Here is a 17,374-nt window from a genome sequence, read left to right on the forward strand (position 1 = left end):
GAAATGCCAAAGAAAAGAATCCCGAATAGTATTAAGTTTCTATTTTTAATAGCAATTGCAGCAATTGCTACATTTTTAATACTTCAACCTTCTGAAACCACAAACAAAGAAGTAGCCATCGAACAAGATACGGAGGCTGAAATCATGGCTGATGCTGAAAAAACAGGAAATATTTTTAAGTACAACAATATCTTGTTTAGTTTACCATCGCCGTATCAGATTTCCTTATTGCTTGAAAAATCAGGAATTTCATACAACAAAGACTTGCTTAATTCGACTAAAAAGTCAGGCGATTACGTCGATAATTTTAGCAAAGCAATCAACTTTGGTGTTTATGGTTCCGATTTAGGATATATCAACATTTACAAACAAACTCAGGACGCTGCAAGTTATTTTGCTATTCTTAAAATTTTATCGCAAGAAATTGGTTTATACAACGCCATGGATAAACCAACTGTTGAAAGAATTGAAAACAATATTGAAAATAGGGATTCACTTTTGGTAATTGTTAGTAATACTTATCGCAAAATAGACAACTATTTAAAGGCAAATAAGCGTGAAAACACAGGTGCACTAATCTTAGCTGGTGGATGGATTGAATCTGTTTATTTGTTAACTCAGCAAATTAAAGAAAAACCGAACAAGGAATTAATGGATCGTATTTCGGAACAAAAGCGTCCGCTGGAAAACCTTATTAAATTGCTTGTTCCATATTCTAACGAATCAAAAGATTATTATTTCTTAGTAGATAAACTAATTGATCTTGCCTACACATTTGATGAAATTGAAGAACAATATAAATATGTAGCTCCTATTACCGATTCACATAAAAAACTTACCATTGTGAAAAGCAAATCTGAATTGATAATGAAAAAGGAACAGTTAACTAAAATCACAGAGAAAGTATCAATAATCCGTGAGCACATTATTAAATAAACTGAGAAAATCTTTACCTATGAGACTTAAATATACCATTATACTATTTTTCTTACTATCTGTTTTTGGTCTAAGCACAAAGGCTCAATCGGATGTAACTCTTAAGAATTGCACCAAGCACTTGGGAACCGAATTCATATCAGATGGTCAGCAATACAAAGCTTTATTATCAGGAGGCGAAATTGCAGAATTTCATACAACCTTTTATGCAGGCAATCATTACAGAATTGTAAGTGCTACAGGAAAAGATGAAGGCAATGTAATTTTCTCCATTTACGATCAGGAAAACCATTTAATTTTCACCAATCGCGAACATAAAAATTCGCCTTACTGGGATTTTAAATTTGAAAATTCAATGAATTGTACAATCGAAGCCAAATTAAACCAAAAGAATGTAAGTTCAGGCTTCATATTAATGTTAATTGGATTTAAACAATAATAAAAAGCTACTCTTAATAAGGTTGACAACCTAACATTATAACCCTACCATTCCATGAGCGAACGAATATTAAAAGCTTTAATGCAACTCTTTGCCATCATTGCACACCCGCAAAGCTCTGCAACTGAAAGGCGTAGAGTGGTATCTAAATATTTGAAGCAACATCTTGATCAGGAAACGGCAGAGGAATATTTAGTGCTTTACGATCAGCACTACGAAGAAAATCAAAGAAGAACAACCCGAAAATCAAAAATTAAAAAATACACTTCAGCAAGTTCAGTTCGCGTTTTACGCATTTGTACTGAAATTAACGAAGAATTAATAATCAGACAAAAGGTTGTTGTACTCATTCAACTTCTTGAATTTTTAAATTCTGAAGATGAAATTAGTACACAAGAGTTTGCCTTTGTCGAAACAGTAGCTGATACCTTTAATCTTCCTAAGGAAGGTTATGAAAGACTTCGCAACTTTGTCCTTAATGATTTTTCCGAGATTAAACCATCCAGCAGATTACTAACAATAAGTAATTCTGAATTGAACCATGAAATTGGGGAACATTACTATTCGGCTGGACTGATTGGTAAAATCAAGATTCTTAGGTTACAAACAGTGGATATGTTTGTAATGCGATTCAGAGGAATCGATGAATTATTCATGAATGGACAATCGTTAAATCCAGAACGAGTTCATGTTTTAAGTCAAGGATCCTCCATTCGTAATCCTAAAATCGATCCCATTTACTTTGGCGATATTGTAAGTACATTTTATCGTGACAACAAACAAAAACGAGTAGTTTTTGAAGCTCAAAATATCGAATATCGATTCAAAGAGGATAACATAGGTATACATGACTTGTCGTTCAAGGAAGAGTCAGGAAAAATGGTTGGAATTATCGGATCGAGTGGTGCAGGTAAAACCACCTTGTTAAACGTTTTAAACGGATCTTCTCAACCAAATAAAGGAAATGTTGTAATCAACGGTTACGATATTACTACTGATAAATCGAAACTAGAAGGTGTAATTGGACATGTATCACAGGATGACTTACTTATTGAATCGCTTACCGTTTTCGAAAATCTATACTTTAATGCGAAACTCTGCTTCGACAAATACAGTAGTTTTCAATTGATAAGACTCGTTTTAAAGCTTCTAAAAGATTTAGGATTATACGAGGCTCGTAACCTGAAAGTGGGCAATCCTTTAGATAAAAAAATTAGTGGTGGGCAGCGCAAAAGATTAAACATTGCACTGGAATTGATCCGTGAACCATCGGTTTTGTTTCTTGATGAACCAACATCTGGATTATCATCAAGAGATTCCGCTAAAATTATGGATTTGCTGAAAAATCTGGCTTTGAAAGGCAAATTAATCTTTGTTGTAATTCATCAACCAGCTTCGGATATTTTTAAAATGTTCGATCGCTTATTGATTTTGGATACTGGTGGTTATTTAATCTTTAATGGAAATCCTTTAGATGCCATTACCTATTTTAAATCGCAAACTTTAAGAGCAAATCGCACCGAGAGCGAATGCAATTCGTGTGGGAATGTTGATGCAGACCAGATATTTAACATTGTTGAATCAGAAGTTCTGGACGAATATGGTAATCCTACACAAATAAGAAAAGTTTCACCTATTCAGTGGTATCAAAGGTTTAATGACCACAATAAAAACGGCAAAGAGATTGAGAACACAAAAGAGTTGCCGCCTGTAAGTTTCAAAATCCCTTCGGCATTGAAACAGTTTTGGGTATTTACCAAGCGAGATCTAATTTCAAAATTTGCCAATCGTCAGTATTTGTTCATTAATCTGTTCGAAACACCTCTTTTGGCATTAATTCTATCGTACATTATTAAGTATTATAATGTTGATGCAGGAAATGAGCTTGGTTACACTTTCAGCAACAATAGCAACATGCCCGTTTACCTATTCATGGCAGTTATTGTAGCTCTTTTTATTGGCTTAACCTTAAGTGCAGAGGAAATCATAAAGGATAGAAAAATACTGAAACGGGAACGTTTCTTAAATCTCAGTAAATCTGGATATTTGATATCGAAAATTGTTATTCTATTTACAATTTCAGCTTTTCAGGCCTTCTTATTCACCTTTATAGGCAATTCCATACTGGAAATCAAAGGGATGTTTTTTGAGTACTGGCTTGCCTTATTCAGTGCGTGGTGTTTTGCCAACATGCTTGGTTTAATAATATCCGATAGCTTTAAAACTGTAATTACAATTTATATTCTAATTCCATTTATTCTGATTCCTCAGTTAATTCTTAGTGGTATAATTGTAAAGTTCGATAAATTAAACCCTAATATCTCGGCTCCAAATTCTATTCCTTGGTATGGAGAAATAATTACAGCTCGATGGGCTTATGAAGCATTGGCAGTAAAACAGTTTAAGGATAATCAGTTTACTGCAAATTTCTATATTTACGAGAAGCTAATGAGTAAAGCTGACTATCGTAAAAATTATTGGCTACCTATCCTTAAAAACAAATTAAACGAGTGTGAAAGGTATTTAAATCAACCCGATAAGCTTGAAAAATTAGAATCTAATCTGATTTTATTGAGAAATGAATTATCACTGGAAGATTTAGACAAATTGGCCTTCCACTTTGAAAGGGTAGATTACCTATCTCCTATTAAATTAGATGAATTAACGATTCAAAATCTACGTACCTATTTTGATAAACTGAATCGATACTACATTAATTTGTATAATATTTCGAACAGAAAAAAGGATGAACATTTGGTTGAAATTCAGAAACAATACGATAACAAACAAGAGTTTGTTAAAATGAAAAAGGAATACTCAAATGAAAGGTTAACCGAATTTGTACGTAACAGTAATGATATTGAAAGAATCATAGAATACAAGGATCGATTGTATCAAAAGATTGACCCGATTTATCGAGATCCTGAGTGCAAATTTCTAAAAGCACATTTTTATGCACCTCAAAAATGCCTGTTTGGTAAGTACTACGATACTTATTGGGTAAATATTATTGTTATTTGGTGTTCAAGTATAGGCCTTTACCTTGTGTTGTATTTTGGTCTGCTTAAAAAAGCTTTGGGTATTTTCGAACAACGAATTAAGAAAAGAAGTTACAATTCATAAGCATCTGAATTGGATGACACAAAAAAACTGCAACCTAATAGATTGCAGTTTTTTTATTATCTAGTTGTATTACGATTTATTCATCCTCCTCAATCATATTGAAAGGAATCTTCACAATTGATTGATAATCTTCACCAGCTTCCAACATATCCTCATCATCCACTTCGTAATGCCAGTTAATGATCACTTTTTTTCCTCGTTTAAAAATGGTTTCCAATTTCTTAAATACGTCCAAAATACATTTCGACGAACTGGTGTTAAAATACTCTAACCTAATAGAAACTTTAGTTTCTTCCTGTGGCTCGTTTACATACGAATCCAGCCACTCCATTACAGGCTTATAAAAATCAAGCGAGTTTTCTGGAATTGAACGACCTTCAATTAAAAAAGCTCCATTTTCTCCATCAAAATTAATACTAGGAGTTTTTGGGCTACCTTCTAAAACTAGTGAATTCATGGAAGTTATACTTTAAGTTTTATATTACAACATCAATAGAAAGGAATAAATAGTCGGTATTATAATCAATAAATTGATACTCCATATTATTGCCACTTTTCCTGGCAATCTCTACCATTCCTAAACCACCTCCTCCTTTTTCGGAGAATTGCTCATTATTTAATATAATTCGATACAAATTACGGGTTTCTTCCGACGACAAAGTATTAATTTGGTCAATTCTATCACGAATTAGTTTTAGGCCTTCAATCTTAATAAAATTACCTACACTAATGCGATACTGCATTCCTTCATCTCTTAAAATAAGTACTCCAAATTTATTGTAATCGACATTCAAATCAGCTGGAACCTCTCCATGATGATGAAGATTTTGCACCAGTTCAATTAAAACATTAAAAATTTTCTTGAATACCTTTGGAGACTCGTCCTTTGCCTTAAGAATCCTCTCAATCGAATTTAGAATTCGAGTAACATCCTCATCTTCAATTCTGCCTTTGTAATCAAAAATAGCATCTTCATCTATTTTTTCTTCATACCATTGGTTAAGGTCAAAATTCATAAATATTAGGATTAGGGTTACTCAATAACAAAATTAACAAATTATCTCAGAGTTAAAAGTGAAGCAGGATCAAATTTCCTGCTTGGCTCTTATTTATCTTTCTTATAATTATCTTTCTTTTTACCTTCGAACATCGAGTATTTTTGGAATTTACATTCCAGGGCACCATTATAAAGAGTTATTTTTCTTGATGGACGTAAGCCTACACTATCGAAACATTCTTTTCCATAGCTTAAAATCCAAGCATCATAACCAGCAAAATTGTGCTTTAATCTTTCTCCAATCATAGCATACAATCCTTCCAAATCTTTTGGTCTTAAACGCTCACCATAAGGAGGATTGGTAATTAAAAGTCCTTTTTCAACTGGTGGTACAAACTGCTGGAATGGAGTTACATTCAATTTAATTTTTCGTCTTAACCCAGCATTACGGATATTCTCTTCTGCAATCTCCATTGCTTTATCAGAGATATCTGCTCCAATAATTTTGCCTTCGTACTCAACTTCAGTTTCTTCATTGTAGATATCATCCCACAAATCCTCATCGAAATCCTTCCATTTCTGGAATCCAAACTCTTTACGATACAATCCAGGAGGAATGTTGTAAGCGATCAAAGCTGCTTCAATCAGAATGGTTCCCGATCCACACATTGGATCAATAAAGTTGGATTTTTTATCCCAATCAGAAAGCAAAATTAAACCAGCTGCCAACACCTCATTAAGTGGAGCTGCTGTTTCACCTACACGATAACCTCTTTTATGTAGCGATTCTCCCGAACTGTCCAATGAAACTGTACAGGTATTTCTGTCGATATGAATGTTAATGCGTAAAGAAGGATTCATCATCCTTACCGATGGACGATCGCCTGTTGCATAAAAGAATTGATCTACAATAGCATCTTTTACACGGTAGGTAACAAATTTTGAGTGCTTAAAGTCATCCGAACTAATTGTACTATCAATAGCGATAGTATCTTTATTAGTAATGTACTCACTCCAGTCAACTTCCTGAATTCCTTTGTACAACTCGTCGGTATCGTGAGCTGTAAATTTGTGAATTGGTTTAATAACTCGGGTGGCTGTTCTCAAATGCATGTTTGCTTTATAAAGCAATGTTTTGTCTCCCACAAAACTTACCGCACGTTTTAAAACTCTAATCTCCTCTGCGCCTAATTTTTCCAATTCATTAGACAATACTTCCTCTAAACCATGAAAGGTTTTTGCAATTAATCTGAATTTACCCGAGTCTGTTTTCACAACCATCTTTTTTAATCTACATCTAAACTATTTCAATTTTCGAATCAACGAAAACGTCTTTTCTTAACAAATTTAACGAACTTGTCTTTGATTCGATTTTCGGCTACAAAATTAATCTTTAACACCTAAAAACATAGGCTTTTAATCAGATATTCGAAAAAAAAGCCGAAAGCGATGCTTTCGGCTCATAATCAGCAATTACTCACTAATCAATTCTGTATCGTATAATTGGGGATTTTTGAGTACCTCTATGGCTTTTTTAACAAATTCGTTCTTGCTATTCACAATTTTATAATACTCTGCACTTTCCCATAAATCTCTCGCTAACAATGCCTTTACGTGTAATTTTATATCATCTACTACTGCATTGTAATCCTCTTCTGTTTTTTCGATTCCTTCTTTTTCTCCCAAAGCAACAATTTCTTCCATCATTTTATCACTTACTTCGAAATTCTTCGCGAATGATTCAAATTTTGGATACTGCTTTCGTAAAGATTCAAGATTTTTATCCATGTAGTTCACCACATAAGGGTAAATTACATTTTTACGAACCAGTAGGTTGAAATATTTATAATTTGCAGTTGTATCGATAGGAATGAAAATATCTGGCATAATACCACCACCACCATACACTGTTCTTTTCTTCACAAGTGTATTATATTTTAAAGAATCAGGAAAATGAATACTATCAGCATTAATCATTTCTCCAGACTTATAACGCTTCAAAATATCCAAATGATAATCTTCAAGGCCATTTTCATATGGTTTTTGAATACATCTTCCTGTAGGAGTATAATAATGTGCAGTTGTTAATCGAATCATCGAACCATCAGAAAGCGGGAATTGTCTTTGTACCAATCCTTTCCCGAAAGTTCTACGACCAATAATCACACCTCTGTCCCAATCTTGCACTGCTCCGGATACAATTTCAGAAGCCGAAGCTGAACCTTCATCCAAAAGAATTACAATTCTACCATCTTTAAAAATTCCTTTCTCGGTAGAAATATTCTCTCTTCTTGGAGTTGATAAACCTTTGGTATATACAATTAGTTTTTCTGCCTCCATAAATTGATCTACCATTTCAATGGCAGCGGTCATGAATCCACCTCCATTGCCTCGCAAATCAAGAATCAGGTCTTTCATTTTTTGAGCTTTTAACTTGCTTAAAGCCTCTAAAAATTCATCGGAAGTTGTGAGGGCAAATCGGTTTAATTTCATGTAACCAATTTGTTTGTTAATCATATATGCCGCATCCAAACTATGAATTGGAATTTTATCACGAGTAATCACAAACTCAAGTAACTCCTTTTCTTTCTTTCTCTTTACTTTCAAATTTACAATGGTTCCCTTCTCACCTCTCAAACGCTTATGTACATCAGTATTTTTCATACCAATTGCGGCAACATTTTCATTATCAATCTCTATAATTCTATCACCAGCACGAAGCCCAACCTTTTCAGAAGGCCCGCCAGGAATTGTTGCTACCACCATTAAAGTGTCGCGCAACAAATTAAATTGAATTCCAATTCCACTAAAGCTTCCTTGCAAAGCTTCATTCATCTCTTTAATTTCATCCTTGCTAATATAGATTGAATGAGGATCAAGCTCTGCCAAAACTTTTACGATTGCATCCTCAGTCAGCTTCTCCACGTTTACAGTATCAACATAAAATGCATCTACTAAAGCCAATAAATTCTGATATTTAATTGCCTGCTGTTTTACTGATTGAGCATTAAGCGTTCCACAAATTGTAAAAACACTTAAGAATAAAAGCGTAAAGCCATTCCTCAAAAATTTTTTTAAACTACTCATATAAATTATGCTTTTTAATAAATTTTGCGCAAATTGATTGTACTTTACAGAACCTGACGAAAGATACAATCTTTTTAAGAAATACAGGCATTGAATTCAACAAACATGAAACATAAAGCCAATATATTACTGCTTGGATTTACTTATTCATTAAGTATTGAATCTCTTCCTGGAATTAATTTTTCTAAATGTGATTCATTTGATGAGTTAACTGAATTGCTTCTTTCAAATGAATACAAGTTAATTATCTCTAAATTTAAACTTGGCGATAAAACTGCCATAGATGTAAATCAATCTTTAGAGTCTTTAAAAACATATTTTGCTGATTCAAAATCATTCAAATTACTTGTTTTAACCTCAACCGAAGAGGAGGATAATATTTGTAAGGTAAATAAACTTTTGTATTTCCCAGAGGAAATGAATCTAAAATCTTTAATTCTAAAATTAATTGATTTACCTCGCGAACCCAAAAAGACGGACAAAGATCTTGCCATTATCGATTTCAATGAGCTTTTTATCCGGGTTGATAACAATAGAGCCTTTATTAAAGAGGTTATTGAAAAATTCTTTAGCATCAAAGAATCCAGGATATCAGAAATTTTGGTTCCTCTGGAAAATGGAGATTATAAAAAAGCTAAAGATTCGGCTCACAAGTTAAAAGGAGTTTTAGCCAATTTCTCTATGCTAGAGGCCAAAGCAACGATTATTGAATTGGAACAAATAATACTCTCTGAAGATGCGGTAAAATCACTAAGCAAATTGAAGGAGTTAAACGATAAAATTGATATTGCAAAAGAGTTCTATTTGTCAAATCAGGATCAATTCGAAACCACATAAAAAAAACGGTAGCACTTTAAAAGTACTACCGTTATATCTTGTTTTCAACAAATTTATTCCCACTCAATAGTTGCTGGTGGTTTAGAGCTTACATCGTAAACAACTCTATTAACACCTTTTACATTATTGATGATTTTGTTTGAGGTTTTAGCAAGAAACTCATATGGTAAGTGTGACCAGTCAGCTGTCATACCATCAGTAGAACCAACAGCACGAAGAGCAACAACACTTTCATAGGTACGCTCATCACCCATTACTCCAACCGATTGAACCGGCAATAACATAGCACCTGCTTGCCAAACTTCATCGTACAATCCATCTTCTTTCAATCCTGAAATGAAAATGTCATCAACTTCCTGAAGAATTCTCACTTTTTCAGCGGTAATATCACCAAGAATACGAATCCCTAATCCTGGACCTGGGAATGGATGACGATTAATAAACTTATCTTCAAGTCCCATGCTTCGTCCAACACGACGTACTTCGTCTTTAAAAAGCAATTTTAGTGGTTCTACCACTTTTAGCTTCATATAATCAGGTAAACCACCTACATTATGATGCGACTTAATGGTTTGAGATGGACCTCCTGTAACAGAAACTGATTCAATTACATCAGGATAAATAGTTCCCTGGCCTAACCATTTTGCATTTTCCACTTTATGTGATTCTTCATCAAACACTTCAACAAATGCATTACCAATGATCTTACGCTTCTTTTCAGGATCAGTAACACCAGCCAAGGCAGAAATGAATTTCTCACCAGCATCAACACCAGTTACATTTAAACCAAGAGATTCGTATTTTTTCAATACATCGGTAAACTCATTCTTACGCAAAAGTCCATTGTCAACGAAAATACAATAAAGGTTTTTGCCAATTGCCTTATGCAACAACATAGCTGCAACCGTTGAGTCAACACCTCCTGATAATCCAAGAATTACACGTTCGTCACCCAATTGAGCTTTTAACTCTGCTACTGTTGTTTCAACAAATGCATCTGGAGTCCAATCCTGTGAACATCCACAAATGCCAACAATAAAGTTTTCTAATAAAACAATACCTTCTGTACTGTGATAAACCTCAGGGTGAAATTGAATACCATAAGTTGTTTCACCTTCAATTGCAAAAGCAGCATTTTCCACGTCAGCGGTACTTGCTGTTACTTTATAATTTGCAGGCATTCTTTCAATGGTATCACCATGCGACATCCAAACCTGAGAATTCAAGCTAATTCCTTTTAAAAGAGCACAGCTATTATCAACCGAAGTTAAGTTAGCACGACCATATTCTCTTTTGTTTGATGCCATTACTTCGCCACCAAAGCAATGAGCCAAATGCTGAGCACCATAACAAACTCCAAGAAGTGGTAATTTGCCTTTTATTTCTGATAAATCTGGAATTGGAGCTTTTTCGTCTCTAACTGAGAACGGACTTCCTGATAAAATCACCCCCTTAATCGACTCATCGATTGCCGGTGGATTATTATAAGGATGAATTTCACAATACACGTTTAATTCACGAACACGTCTTGCAATTAACTGAGTGTACTGTGAGCCAAAATCTAAAATCAGAATTTTTTCCTGCATAAACTTACAAATTGAGGGTTGTTCAGTAATCTTATTTGGCGTACAAAGATACACAAATTTGTGACTTTAAAACGCCTTTATTAAGAATTCAAAAAACAAGTCTACAATAAAAAAAGAACCCCCGAGGATTTCCTCAGGGGCTGTTCATTATTTAAATTTCTTAAGTAAATCTTTTACTGCATCTTTATGAATGGTATATCCCATCATTTTCAGTTTCACATAGTCTTCATGGAAGAAGTAATATCCAAACTCAGCTGAGTTTTCATCAATATTACGAGAACCTGAACTTGAATCCTTAATCAGATACCAATCTTTTCCATCCTTGTCAACATAGTAACCTACCAAGTGCATACCATGATCATCAGTAGTAGATCCGTTAGAAAAACGGAACTGGCGAGCATCTTCGTTAATATATGCTGATGGAATATCAAAACTTGGAACCATTGCACAGTTTGTTGTTCTCAAGAAACCAGCTTCCGAAACATCTCCACCAATACTCATGGTGTATCCTTTACGAATTGCTTTCTTAATTGACTCCATGTATTCGTCAAGAGGAACATTATAATACTCTTCAGAATGCCACCAGTTATCTGGCACTTTGTATTCAACTTGCTTCCAGTATGGCTCTTGCTTATAAGACAGAATTTCTACATAATCATCAGGATTAATTTTCAAATAATCTTTCAAATAAGTTTTAGGCGTATACTCCTTACCTTCTACAGTAAATTTTGTTGGAGGGGTTCCCATATAATGATTCATGATCGATTTGATTGTAGCCAATGCTTCTTCTTCGTTCCATGCATTGCTTTTTTTCAAACCATTCAAGAAGGCCATCATTTCAGTATACATTTTCTCATGAGTATGGAATTTTCTTCCATTCAACAATCCTGTGTAAGCCGATTGAGGACAAGCTCCATAAATCTTCCACATTCTTGCCACAGAGTTACCTTCAGCTCCTTGCCCGAACATCGAATCACCTCTTTCCTGAATAAAACGACGAGCTTTTTCAATATACTCACAGTAAACTGTGTATAACTCTGAAATATCCACTTTCTTTTTGTGTAAACGATAAACTTCTGATTCGTAAAACGAAGTTGTAGAAAAACACCAGCATGTTCCTGTATTTCCCTGAGAAATGGTTGGATAGGCCCACTCTGTATTGTCCTTGTACAATTCAATTTTATTAGGAAGGTCGTAAGCACTTTGATCCATAAAGAATCTCTTGTCAACAGCTTTGTTTTCCAACTGCTCGTCTACCATTCTGATATCCTTCAGAATTGAATTCTGATAATAACCAGCTTCATACTCCTTGAATTGTGATTTGTCTTTTTTTTGCTGTGCAAAAACACCTATACTCAGTGTTAATGCTAATGCTGATAATAATATTTTTCTCATTTCAGACATGTTGATTAAGTTTTTGAAAGCTTAAAGGTATAAAAAATCTTCTTTGGGCATTCCGAATCCTCCATTTTACTTAATCAGATCCTGTTTCCCTGTTTGCTCATTGGGGGACCAATAAAAATGCACAGTCCCTTAGAACTGTGCATTATAAATAATTGAAATGAAATTATTTTTCGTCGAATTGACCTTATTTAACAATCAAACGTTTTGAAAAATGAACATCTTCACCACGCACGAGTACAATATAGACTCCTGAAGCAAGATCAGAAATATTCACTTGCTTTGTATAAGTTCCTTCACAGTTCAATTCTTTTACTGATGAAACCATACGCCCATTTGCATCATAAATGGTAATGTCCAGGTCAACTTGCTCTTCGAGCACCAATTCAAAATTAAAGTAATCACTTGCAGGGTTTGGATAGATACTCAATTCTTCAGCATCCGGCTCCAACTCGAATCCAGTCTTCACAAAGGCAGATGTTACATTGCCAGCGAATTTAGACTTGCTGCTACTATTGGATGCTGTAATATTTACAAGGTCTATGTAAATATCGTCACTGTTTGAGCTTGCATCACATTGAAAACGGAATTTAGCATCGGAAGCAAAAGTGTACTGGTCCGCATCAAAACTCACTGTTGCCACATAATAGTTATTGTTGTCGAAATCTGTGCCGCTAACAAAAACAGCTAAGGTATGCCATGATGATCCATCGTAATACTTTACAAAGAAATCTTCATTGTTTTCCATGCTGTAAGCATAGTAATAAAATTCTATATCAATTTGATTGTAAGCACTAATATCAAATGCAGGAGATGTCATTGATGATTTGCTACCCGAATTATCCTGCAGGTTAATAGAGTAAGATCCCTGATATGATCGGGAACCGGAATAACGACTGGCATCACTACCACCGTCAATCCAAGCATCCCATCCCGACTCAAAATCACTGGCAATCAAAACCTGTGAAGCCGGAGCCGATTTTGTTGTCACACTTAATTGTGTTGTCGACGATTTATTTCCAGCCTCATCTTTAGCCAATACTTTAACAATGTAAGTTGTGCTGGCAGTAAGTGAACTGAAAGCATAACTTGTTGCTGTTTGTGTGGCAACAAGAACATCATCCAGGTACAATTCATAAGCGCCAACAGCTACATTATCGGTTGATGCTGACCATGAGACATCAAAGCTTGTTTGCTGCACATTGCTTACTGCAAAATTACCTGGCGTAGTTGGAGCCTCAGTATCCGGACTTAGGGTTGTCACTTGAATCGTAGCTGCAAGCGATGAATTGCCAGCTTCATCTTTGGCAATTACCTTTACCTCATAAGTAGTGCCTGAATTTAGTGTTGTAAGGCTGTAGCTTGTGCCGGTTTGAGTTGCTGTTAACTGGTTGTCAAGGTACAGCTCATAAACACTTACACCTACATTATCGCTTGAGGCTAACCATGAAATGTCAAAGCTGTTTTCTGTAATGTTTGAGGCTGCCAGGTTTCCTGGAATAGTTGGAGCTTCAGTATCAGCAATTGCACCCCCTCCATCAAATGTATGACTGCCTAATCCTGTAAAGGTATCCTTCGACAAAACATCCCATTCCGATACCGTATAAGTGGTATTTGGACTCGAAATATTCGATTTACGACGCATGGTCTGGTCGATTGCAAAATTAGAAGATCCTCCGTTAAAATTCCCAATGATATCGATAAGCACATCATTTTTGAACAATCCAAGGGCATCGTTCCCATTGAAAGACATTTCACTTACACCCCCGGTATAATCTGCCTGTCCTGTAATTTCAGCCACTGCCGATGAGTGCGCTGCCACAAACACATCCTGGTGAGCCAAGCTTCCGCTTAATGCCAGACCTGATGACCAATCACCTGCTCCATTAGCTTGTTTTTTAATAACATAAGCAGACAGGTTAACTGTTACACCTGTAAAATTAGCAATCTCAACGGCTTTATTGTAAGACGATCCTTCCACATATTCAGAGAAAAACAGCTCACTGGCAGCACCTCCTCCATTTTCTCCACTCACAATAATCTGGTAGTTCTGAACTGTTACTGCCTGTCCATCACTCACCGAGATACTCACATCTGTAGTTCCTACATTTGAAGACAAAGGTGTACCATTTAAACTGGCAGAACCATTCCCATGATCGGTTAAGCTCAACCATGCAGGAAGATTACTGGCAGAAAAGCTCATTTGATCACCATCGGCATCAGTAGCAGAAATAGCATATGAGTACGCAACATTTTCAGTTGCTTCCGTCACCGGAGTTGAAGAAAATACAGGAGTAGAATTACCTGGAGGTGTAATGCCGCAATCATAAATTTCACAAACATACTCAGGGTGATCGATAAATGGGTTTCGGTTGTTTTGATAAGAATAGACCACATCGTTTCTTCTTCGTTCTTCATCATCAACCGGATCGTTTATATGCCATTGAATCAAGGTGGATAGTCGAGCTTGTCCCGGGGCCGTACTTGTCTTATCCAGGTAGGCTTCCTGAAGTTCCAGGTCAGGTTCTCCATCAGTTCCTTCGTATCGAACCACCATATACATTAACATTCTGGCAACATCCCCTTTTACGTCAGCAGGAGGCTCCCAGATCCATTCAGTATCACTGGTATAAGACGGGGTTGATCCATTAAAGCTGCCACCATTATCAACATAGGGAATGGAGGCTTCATCAAAGTTACGGTTGTTACGGGCAGAGTTGGTTGAAACATCGGCTGCACGAAGGTGGTGCAAATCGGTTCCGGCTCCTTGGGTAGTTCCAAAATCCCCTCTGGATTTTGCCCAAACATGCTCCCTGTTCCAACCATCGCCACTGTTATACTCAGCCGCGGCATTAATGGAGAACTTAGAGTAAATACAAAGTACATTACCAGGATTGGCCGGATCGCGGTCGGCTTCCTTTAAAATATCCCAGACATCGGTAGCTGTCGAACTGTAAGGATACTCAGTATGACCTTTAATAATGTTGTGCAGGGCGTTTTTTAAGGCGTCGCCACTTAAGCCTGTTGCAGAATTGTAATACCCTTGCGGGACTTGTGCCATTAATGCTGATGTCATCAGCAAGGCTGTAAGAAGAGAAAGTAGATTTCTTTTCATATTAGAGTTTTTAGTTAGTAAGTAGATTGTGGAGTTTATAAAATGTCTTCCTAAGAGCTGTAGTCAACCCTTATATGGTTTACCTGTTCAAAGACTTTACTTTCAAAGTCAAAAATCCATGCATATGGATACCTCCATCTCACATTCCATTCATAACATCATGACAATTGGAATGCATTAAAAGACATTGACTTTTGTAAAGCGTTTACAATAAAAGATACAGTATTAATGATTGGATCTGAACTGACCCGATCAATATCAAACGGTTGTTTTGTTTTTGCACATTGCTTCCTACTATGATTCCAACCTTCATCCGCAAAAGAGAAATCATTCTTATGCATTTTTCACAAAGTGCACACGCAAATCCTCAATCCCGAATCTCTCGCCTCTTCCAAAACTACTAACCTGAGTTCGGCTTAAAGGGTTTGCAGCCAATAAAACTAAACTATTTTTTGATATAACAATGTACAATGATCATTTTTTTTAATGAAACATTGAAGACAATGAAGTGCTTTAACAGCTACCTGCTTTCAAAACCTGTTTTTGATTACACTAGCCTAATTCAACAGAGAACTTACTGCCATCTTCGGCCAGGTAAGTATTTTCAAATACTGATCTCGCTTCCTTCAAATGAGCATTCAAACTTTTAAAGCGAGTTGAAAAGTGCCCAATAATTAGCTTTTTCACTTGTGCATCATCAGCCATTTTAGCTGCCTGTTCTGCTGTAGAATGGTAGGTAGCCTTTGCGAGCTTCGCCTCTGTTTTTAGAAAAGTAGCCTCATGATACAATAAATCCACTTTTTCAATAATCGGGATAATTTTCTTGTATGGAGCAGTATCGGTACAAAAAGCATAGGAACGAGTTGGCAAAGGATCTTTGGTAAGCTTTTTATTTGGAATCACCTCGCCTTCTTCGGTCACAAAATCTTCACCCATTTTTAAGGACTGGCGACAACGAATTGGAATATTGTAGAAATCCAACAAATCTGCAATCAAAGTACGAGGTCTATCCTTCTCCTTGAATAAAAATCCGGCACAAGGCATTGCACCATGCTTTAATGGGAAAGATTGGACAATCACTTTGTCATCTTCGAAAAGAGTTTGAGTGTCTTTTCCAAAAATGGTGTGGAAATAAATATTGTATTGCTTCTTGGTTTCAAGAAGTTCCAACTGAAATGTAATCAACTTCTCGAGCTTACTATGTCCATATATATGCAGGTCGGATTTTCGCCCTTGAAGAGCATAAGTAGAGAGTAATCCGATTAGGCCAAATATATGGTCGCCATGAGTATGCGATATGAAGATATGGTTGATACGACTCATTGGAACACGGAATCGTTTCATTTGAATCTGAGTACCTTCACCACAGTCAATTAAAAAGAACCGCTCAAGTACATTGAGCACTTGAGCGGTTGGATATCTTTTGGTTGTTGGTAAAGCAGAGTTACTGCCTAGAATAGTTACTTCAAATTTCACCAATTACTTGTTTAATTCAATTTGAGCTTTCATAGTAGAAACAGCCTCATCCATATTGTAAGCAATATTTAGAACCGAATCCAACTGTGAAATAGAAACCAATCTTTCAACAGCAGGCTGCAAGCCATACAGAACAAATGTTCCGTTTGCATTTTTACACAACCTATTCGCTACAAGAATTGCACTAAGACCAGAAGAATCACAATAAGTACATGGAGTTAAATCCAAAAGGATATTTTTTTCACCGTTTCCTGAAATCAAAACCAATTCTGATTTTAAAGCCGGAGCGATATGAGTATCCAATTTGTCTTTCAATACCTGCACTAAAGTGTATCCATCTTTCTTGTCAATCTTGAAGTCCATAGTTACCTTATTTT

General features: G+C 35.7%; 13 protein-coding genes. 4 read left to right on the top strand and 9 right to left on the bottom strand.

The annotated features are described in order from the left end of the window. Nucleotides 1-3: 3 nt before the first annotated feature. The 3 genes from NQ163_RS06665 to NQ163_RS06675 are packed head-to-tail and all read left to right on the top strand — an operon-like array spanning nucleotide 4 to nucleotide 4,498. Complete coding sequence (locus NQ163_RS06665) at nucleotides 4-936, top strand: hypothetical protein (RefSeq protein WP_268189510.1); 933 nt, start codon at nucleotides 4-6, stop codon at nucleotides 934-936. Nucleotides 937-955: 19 nt separating this feature from the next. Next, entirely contained in the window at nucleotides 956-1,375 is a 420-nt protein-coding gene (locus NQ163_RS06670; RefSeq protein WP_268189512.1) for a hypothetical protein, read from the top strand. 54 nt (nucleotides 1,376-1,429) lie between these two features. Continuing rightward, complete coding sequence (locus NQ163_RS06675; protein WP_268189514.1) at nucleotides 1,430-4,498, top strand: ATP-binding cassette domain-containing protein; 3,069 nt, start codon at nucleotides 1,430-1,432, stop codon at nucleotides 4,496-4,498. Nucleotides 4,499-4,574: 76 nt separating this feature from the next. On the opposite strand, the gene NQ163_RS06680 is transcribed toward NQ163_RS06675, so the two are convergent. The 4 genes from NQ163_RS06680 to NQ163_RS06695 form a co-directional block, all read right to left on the bottom strand. After that, a complete protein-coding gene (locus tag NQ163_RS06680; protein ID WP_268189516.1) occupies nucleotides 4,575-4,955 on the bottom strand; it encodes a DUF1987 domain-containing protein in 381 nt (126 codons plus the stop codon). A 19-nt stretch (nucleotides 4,956-4,974) separates the two neighbouring features. Next, nucleotides 4,975-5,514, bottom strand: a complete 540-nt coding sequence (locus tag NQ163_RS06685; RefSeq protein WP_268189517.1) for a SiaB family protein kinase — start codon at nucleotides 5,512-5,514, stop codon at nucleotides 4,975-4,977. Nucleotides 5,515-5,603: 89 nt separating this feature from the next. Next, on the bottom strand, nucleotides 5,604-6,770 hold the full coding sequence (locus NQ163_RS06690) for a THUMP domain-containing class I SAM-dependent RNA methyltransferase (RefSeq protein WP_268189519.1): 1,167 nt from the start codon (nucleotides 6,768-6,770) through the stop codon (nucleotides 5,604-5,606). 198 nt (nucleotides 6,771-6,968) lie between these two features. Further along, entirely contained in the window at nucleotides 6,969-8,582 is a 1,614-nt protein-coding gene (locus NQ163_RS06695) for a S41 family peptidase (protein WP_268189520.1), read from the bottom strand. A 105-nt stretch (nucleotides 8,583-8,687) separates the two neighbouring features. On the opposite strand from NQ163_RS06695, the gene NQ163_RS06700 reads away from it, so the two are divergent. Next, nucleotides 8,688-9,419, top strand: a complete 732-nt coding sequence (locus NQ163_RS06700) for an Hpt domain-containing protein (protein ID WP_268189521.1) — start codon at nucleotides 8,688-8,690, stop codon at nucleotides 9,417-9,419. Nucleotides 9,420-9,472: 53 nt separating this feature from the next. Here NQ163_RS06700 and guaA read toward each other — a convergent pair whose 3' ends face one another. From guaA to NQ163_RS06725, 5 genes are all read right to left on the bottom strand, one after another. After that, nucleotides 9,473-11,005 carry a glutamine-hydrolyzing GMP synthase gene (guaA, locus tag NQ163_RS06705; RefSeq protein WP_268189522.1) on the bottom strand — a complete coding sequence of 511 codons (1,533 nt, stop codon included), beginning with the start codon at nucleotides 11,003-11,005 and terminating at the stop codon, nucleotides 9,473-9,475. Between the two features lie 147 nt (nucleotides 11,006-11,152). Beyond that, complete coding sequence (locus NQ163_RS06710) at nucleotides 11,153-12,400, bottom strand: C1 family peptidase (RefSeq protein WP_268189523.1); 1,248 nt, start codon at nucleotides 12,398-12,400, stop codon at nucleotides 11,153-11,155. A 193-nt stretch (nucleotides 12,401-12,593) separates the two neighbouring features. Then, nucleotides 12,594-15,521 carry an endonuclease gene (locus NQ163_RS06715; protein ID WP_268189524.1) on the bottom strand — a complete coding sequence of 976 codons (2,928 nt, stop codon included), beginning with the start codon at nucleotides 15,519-15,521 and terminating at the stop codon, nucleotides 12,594-12,596. Between the two features lie 552 nt (nucleotides 15,522-16,073). Then, the gene (locus tag NQ163_RS06720; protein ID WP_268189525.1) at nucleotides 16,074-16,997 is read right to left on the bottom strand and encodes a ribonuclease Z; all 924 of its coding nucleotides are present in this window, start codon (nucleotides 16,995-16,997) and stop codon (nucleotides 16,074-16,076) included. A gap of 3 nt (nucleotides 16,998-17,000) precedes the next feature. Further along, complete coding sequence (locus tag NQ163_RS06725) at nucleotides 17,001-17,360, bottom strand: STAS domain-containing protein (RefSeq protein WP_120240377.1); 360 nt, start codon at nucleotides 17,358-17,360, stop codon at nucleotides 17,001-17,003. Nucleotides 17,361-17,374 lie beyond the last annotated feature (14 nt).

Origin of the sequence: Marinifilum sp. D737 (assembly GCF_026672275.1) — a bacterium.
Lineage (GTDB): Bacteria > Bacteroidota > Bacteroidia > Bacteroidales > Marinifilaceae > Marinifilum.

What these genes read in the sequence shown, in the direction of transcription:
- NQ163_RS06680 (WP_268189516.1), bottom strand. Translation starts at nt 4,955, where the DNA reads ATGAATTCACTAGTTTTAGAAGGTAGCCCAAAAACTCCTAGTATTAAT.
- NQ163_RS06700 (WP_268189521.1), top strand. Translation starts at nt 8,688, where the DNA reads ATGAAACATAAAGCCAATATATTACTGCTTGGATTTACTTATTCATTA.
- NQ163_RS06715 (WP_268189524.1), bottom strand. Translation starts at nt 15,521, where the DNA reads ATGAAAAGAAATCTACTTTCTCTTCTTACAGCCTTGCTGATGACATCA.
- NQ163_RS06670 (WP_268189512.1), top strand. Translation starts at nt 956, where the DNA reads ATGAGACTTAAATATACCATTATACTATTTTTCTTACTATCTGTTTTT.
- guaA (WP_268189522.1), bottom strand. Translation starts at nt 11,005, where the DNA reads ATGCAGGAAAAAATTCTGATTTTAGATTTTGGCTCACAGTACACTCAG.
- NQ163_RS06725 (WP_120240377.1), bottom strand. Translation starts at nt 17,360, where the DNA reads ATGGACTTCAAGATTGACAAGAAAGATGGATACACTTTAGTGCAGGTA.
- NQ163_RS06710 (WP_268189523.1), bottom strand. Translation starts at nt 12,400, where the DNA reads ATGAGAAAAATATTATTATCAGCATTAGCATTAACACTGAGTATAGGT.
- NQ163_RS06695 (WP_268189520.1), bottom strand. Translation starts at nt 8,582, where the DNA reads ATGAGTAGTTTAAAAAAATTTTTGAGGAATGGCTTTACGCTTTTATTC.
- NQ163_RS06675 (WP_268189514.1), top strand. Translation starts at nt 1,430, where the DNA reads ATGAGCGAACGAATATTAAAAGCTTTAATGCAACTCTTTGCCATCATT.
- NQ163_RS06685 (WP_268189517.1), bottom strand. Translation starts at nt 5,514, where the DNA reads ATGAATTTTGACCTTAACCAATGGTATGAAGAAAAAATAGATGAAGAT.
- NQ163_RS06665 (WP_268189510.1), top strand. Translation starts at nt 4, where the DNA reads ATGCCAAAGAAAAGAATCCCGAATAGTATTAAGTTTCTATTTTTAATA.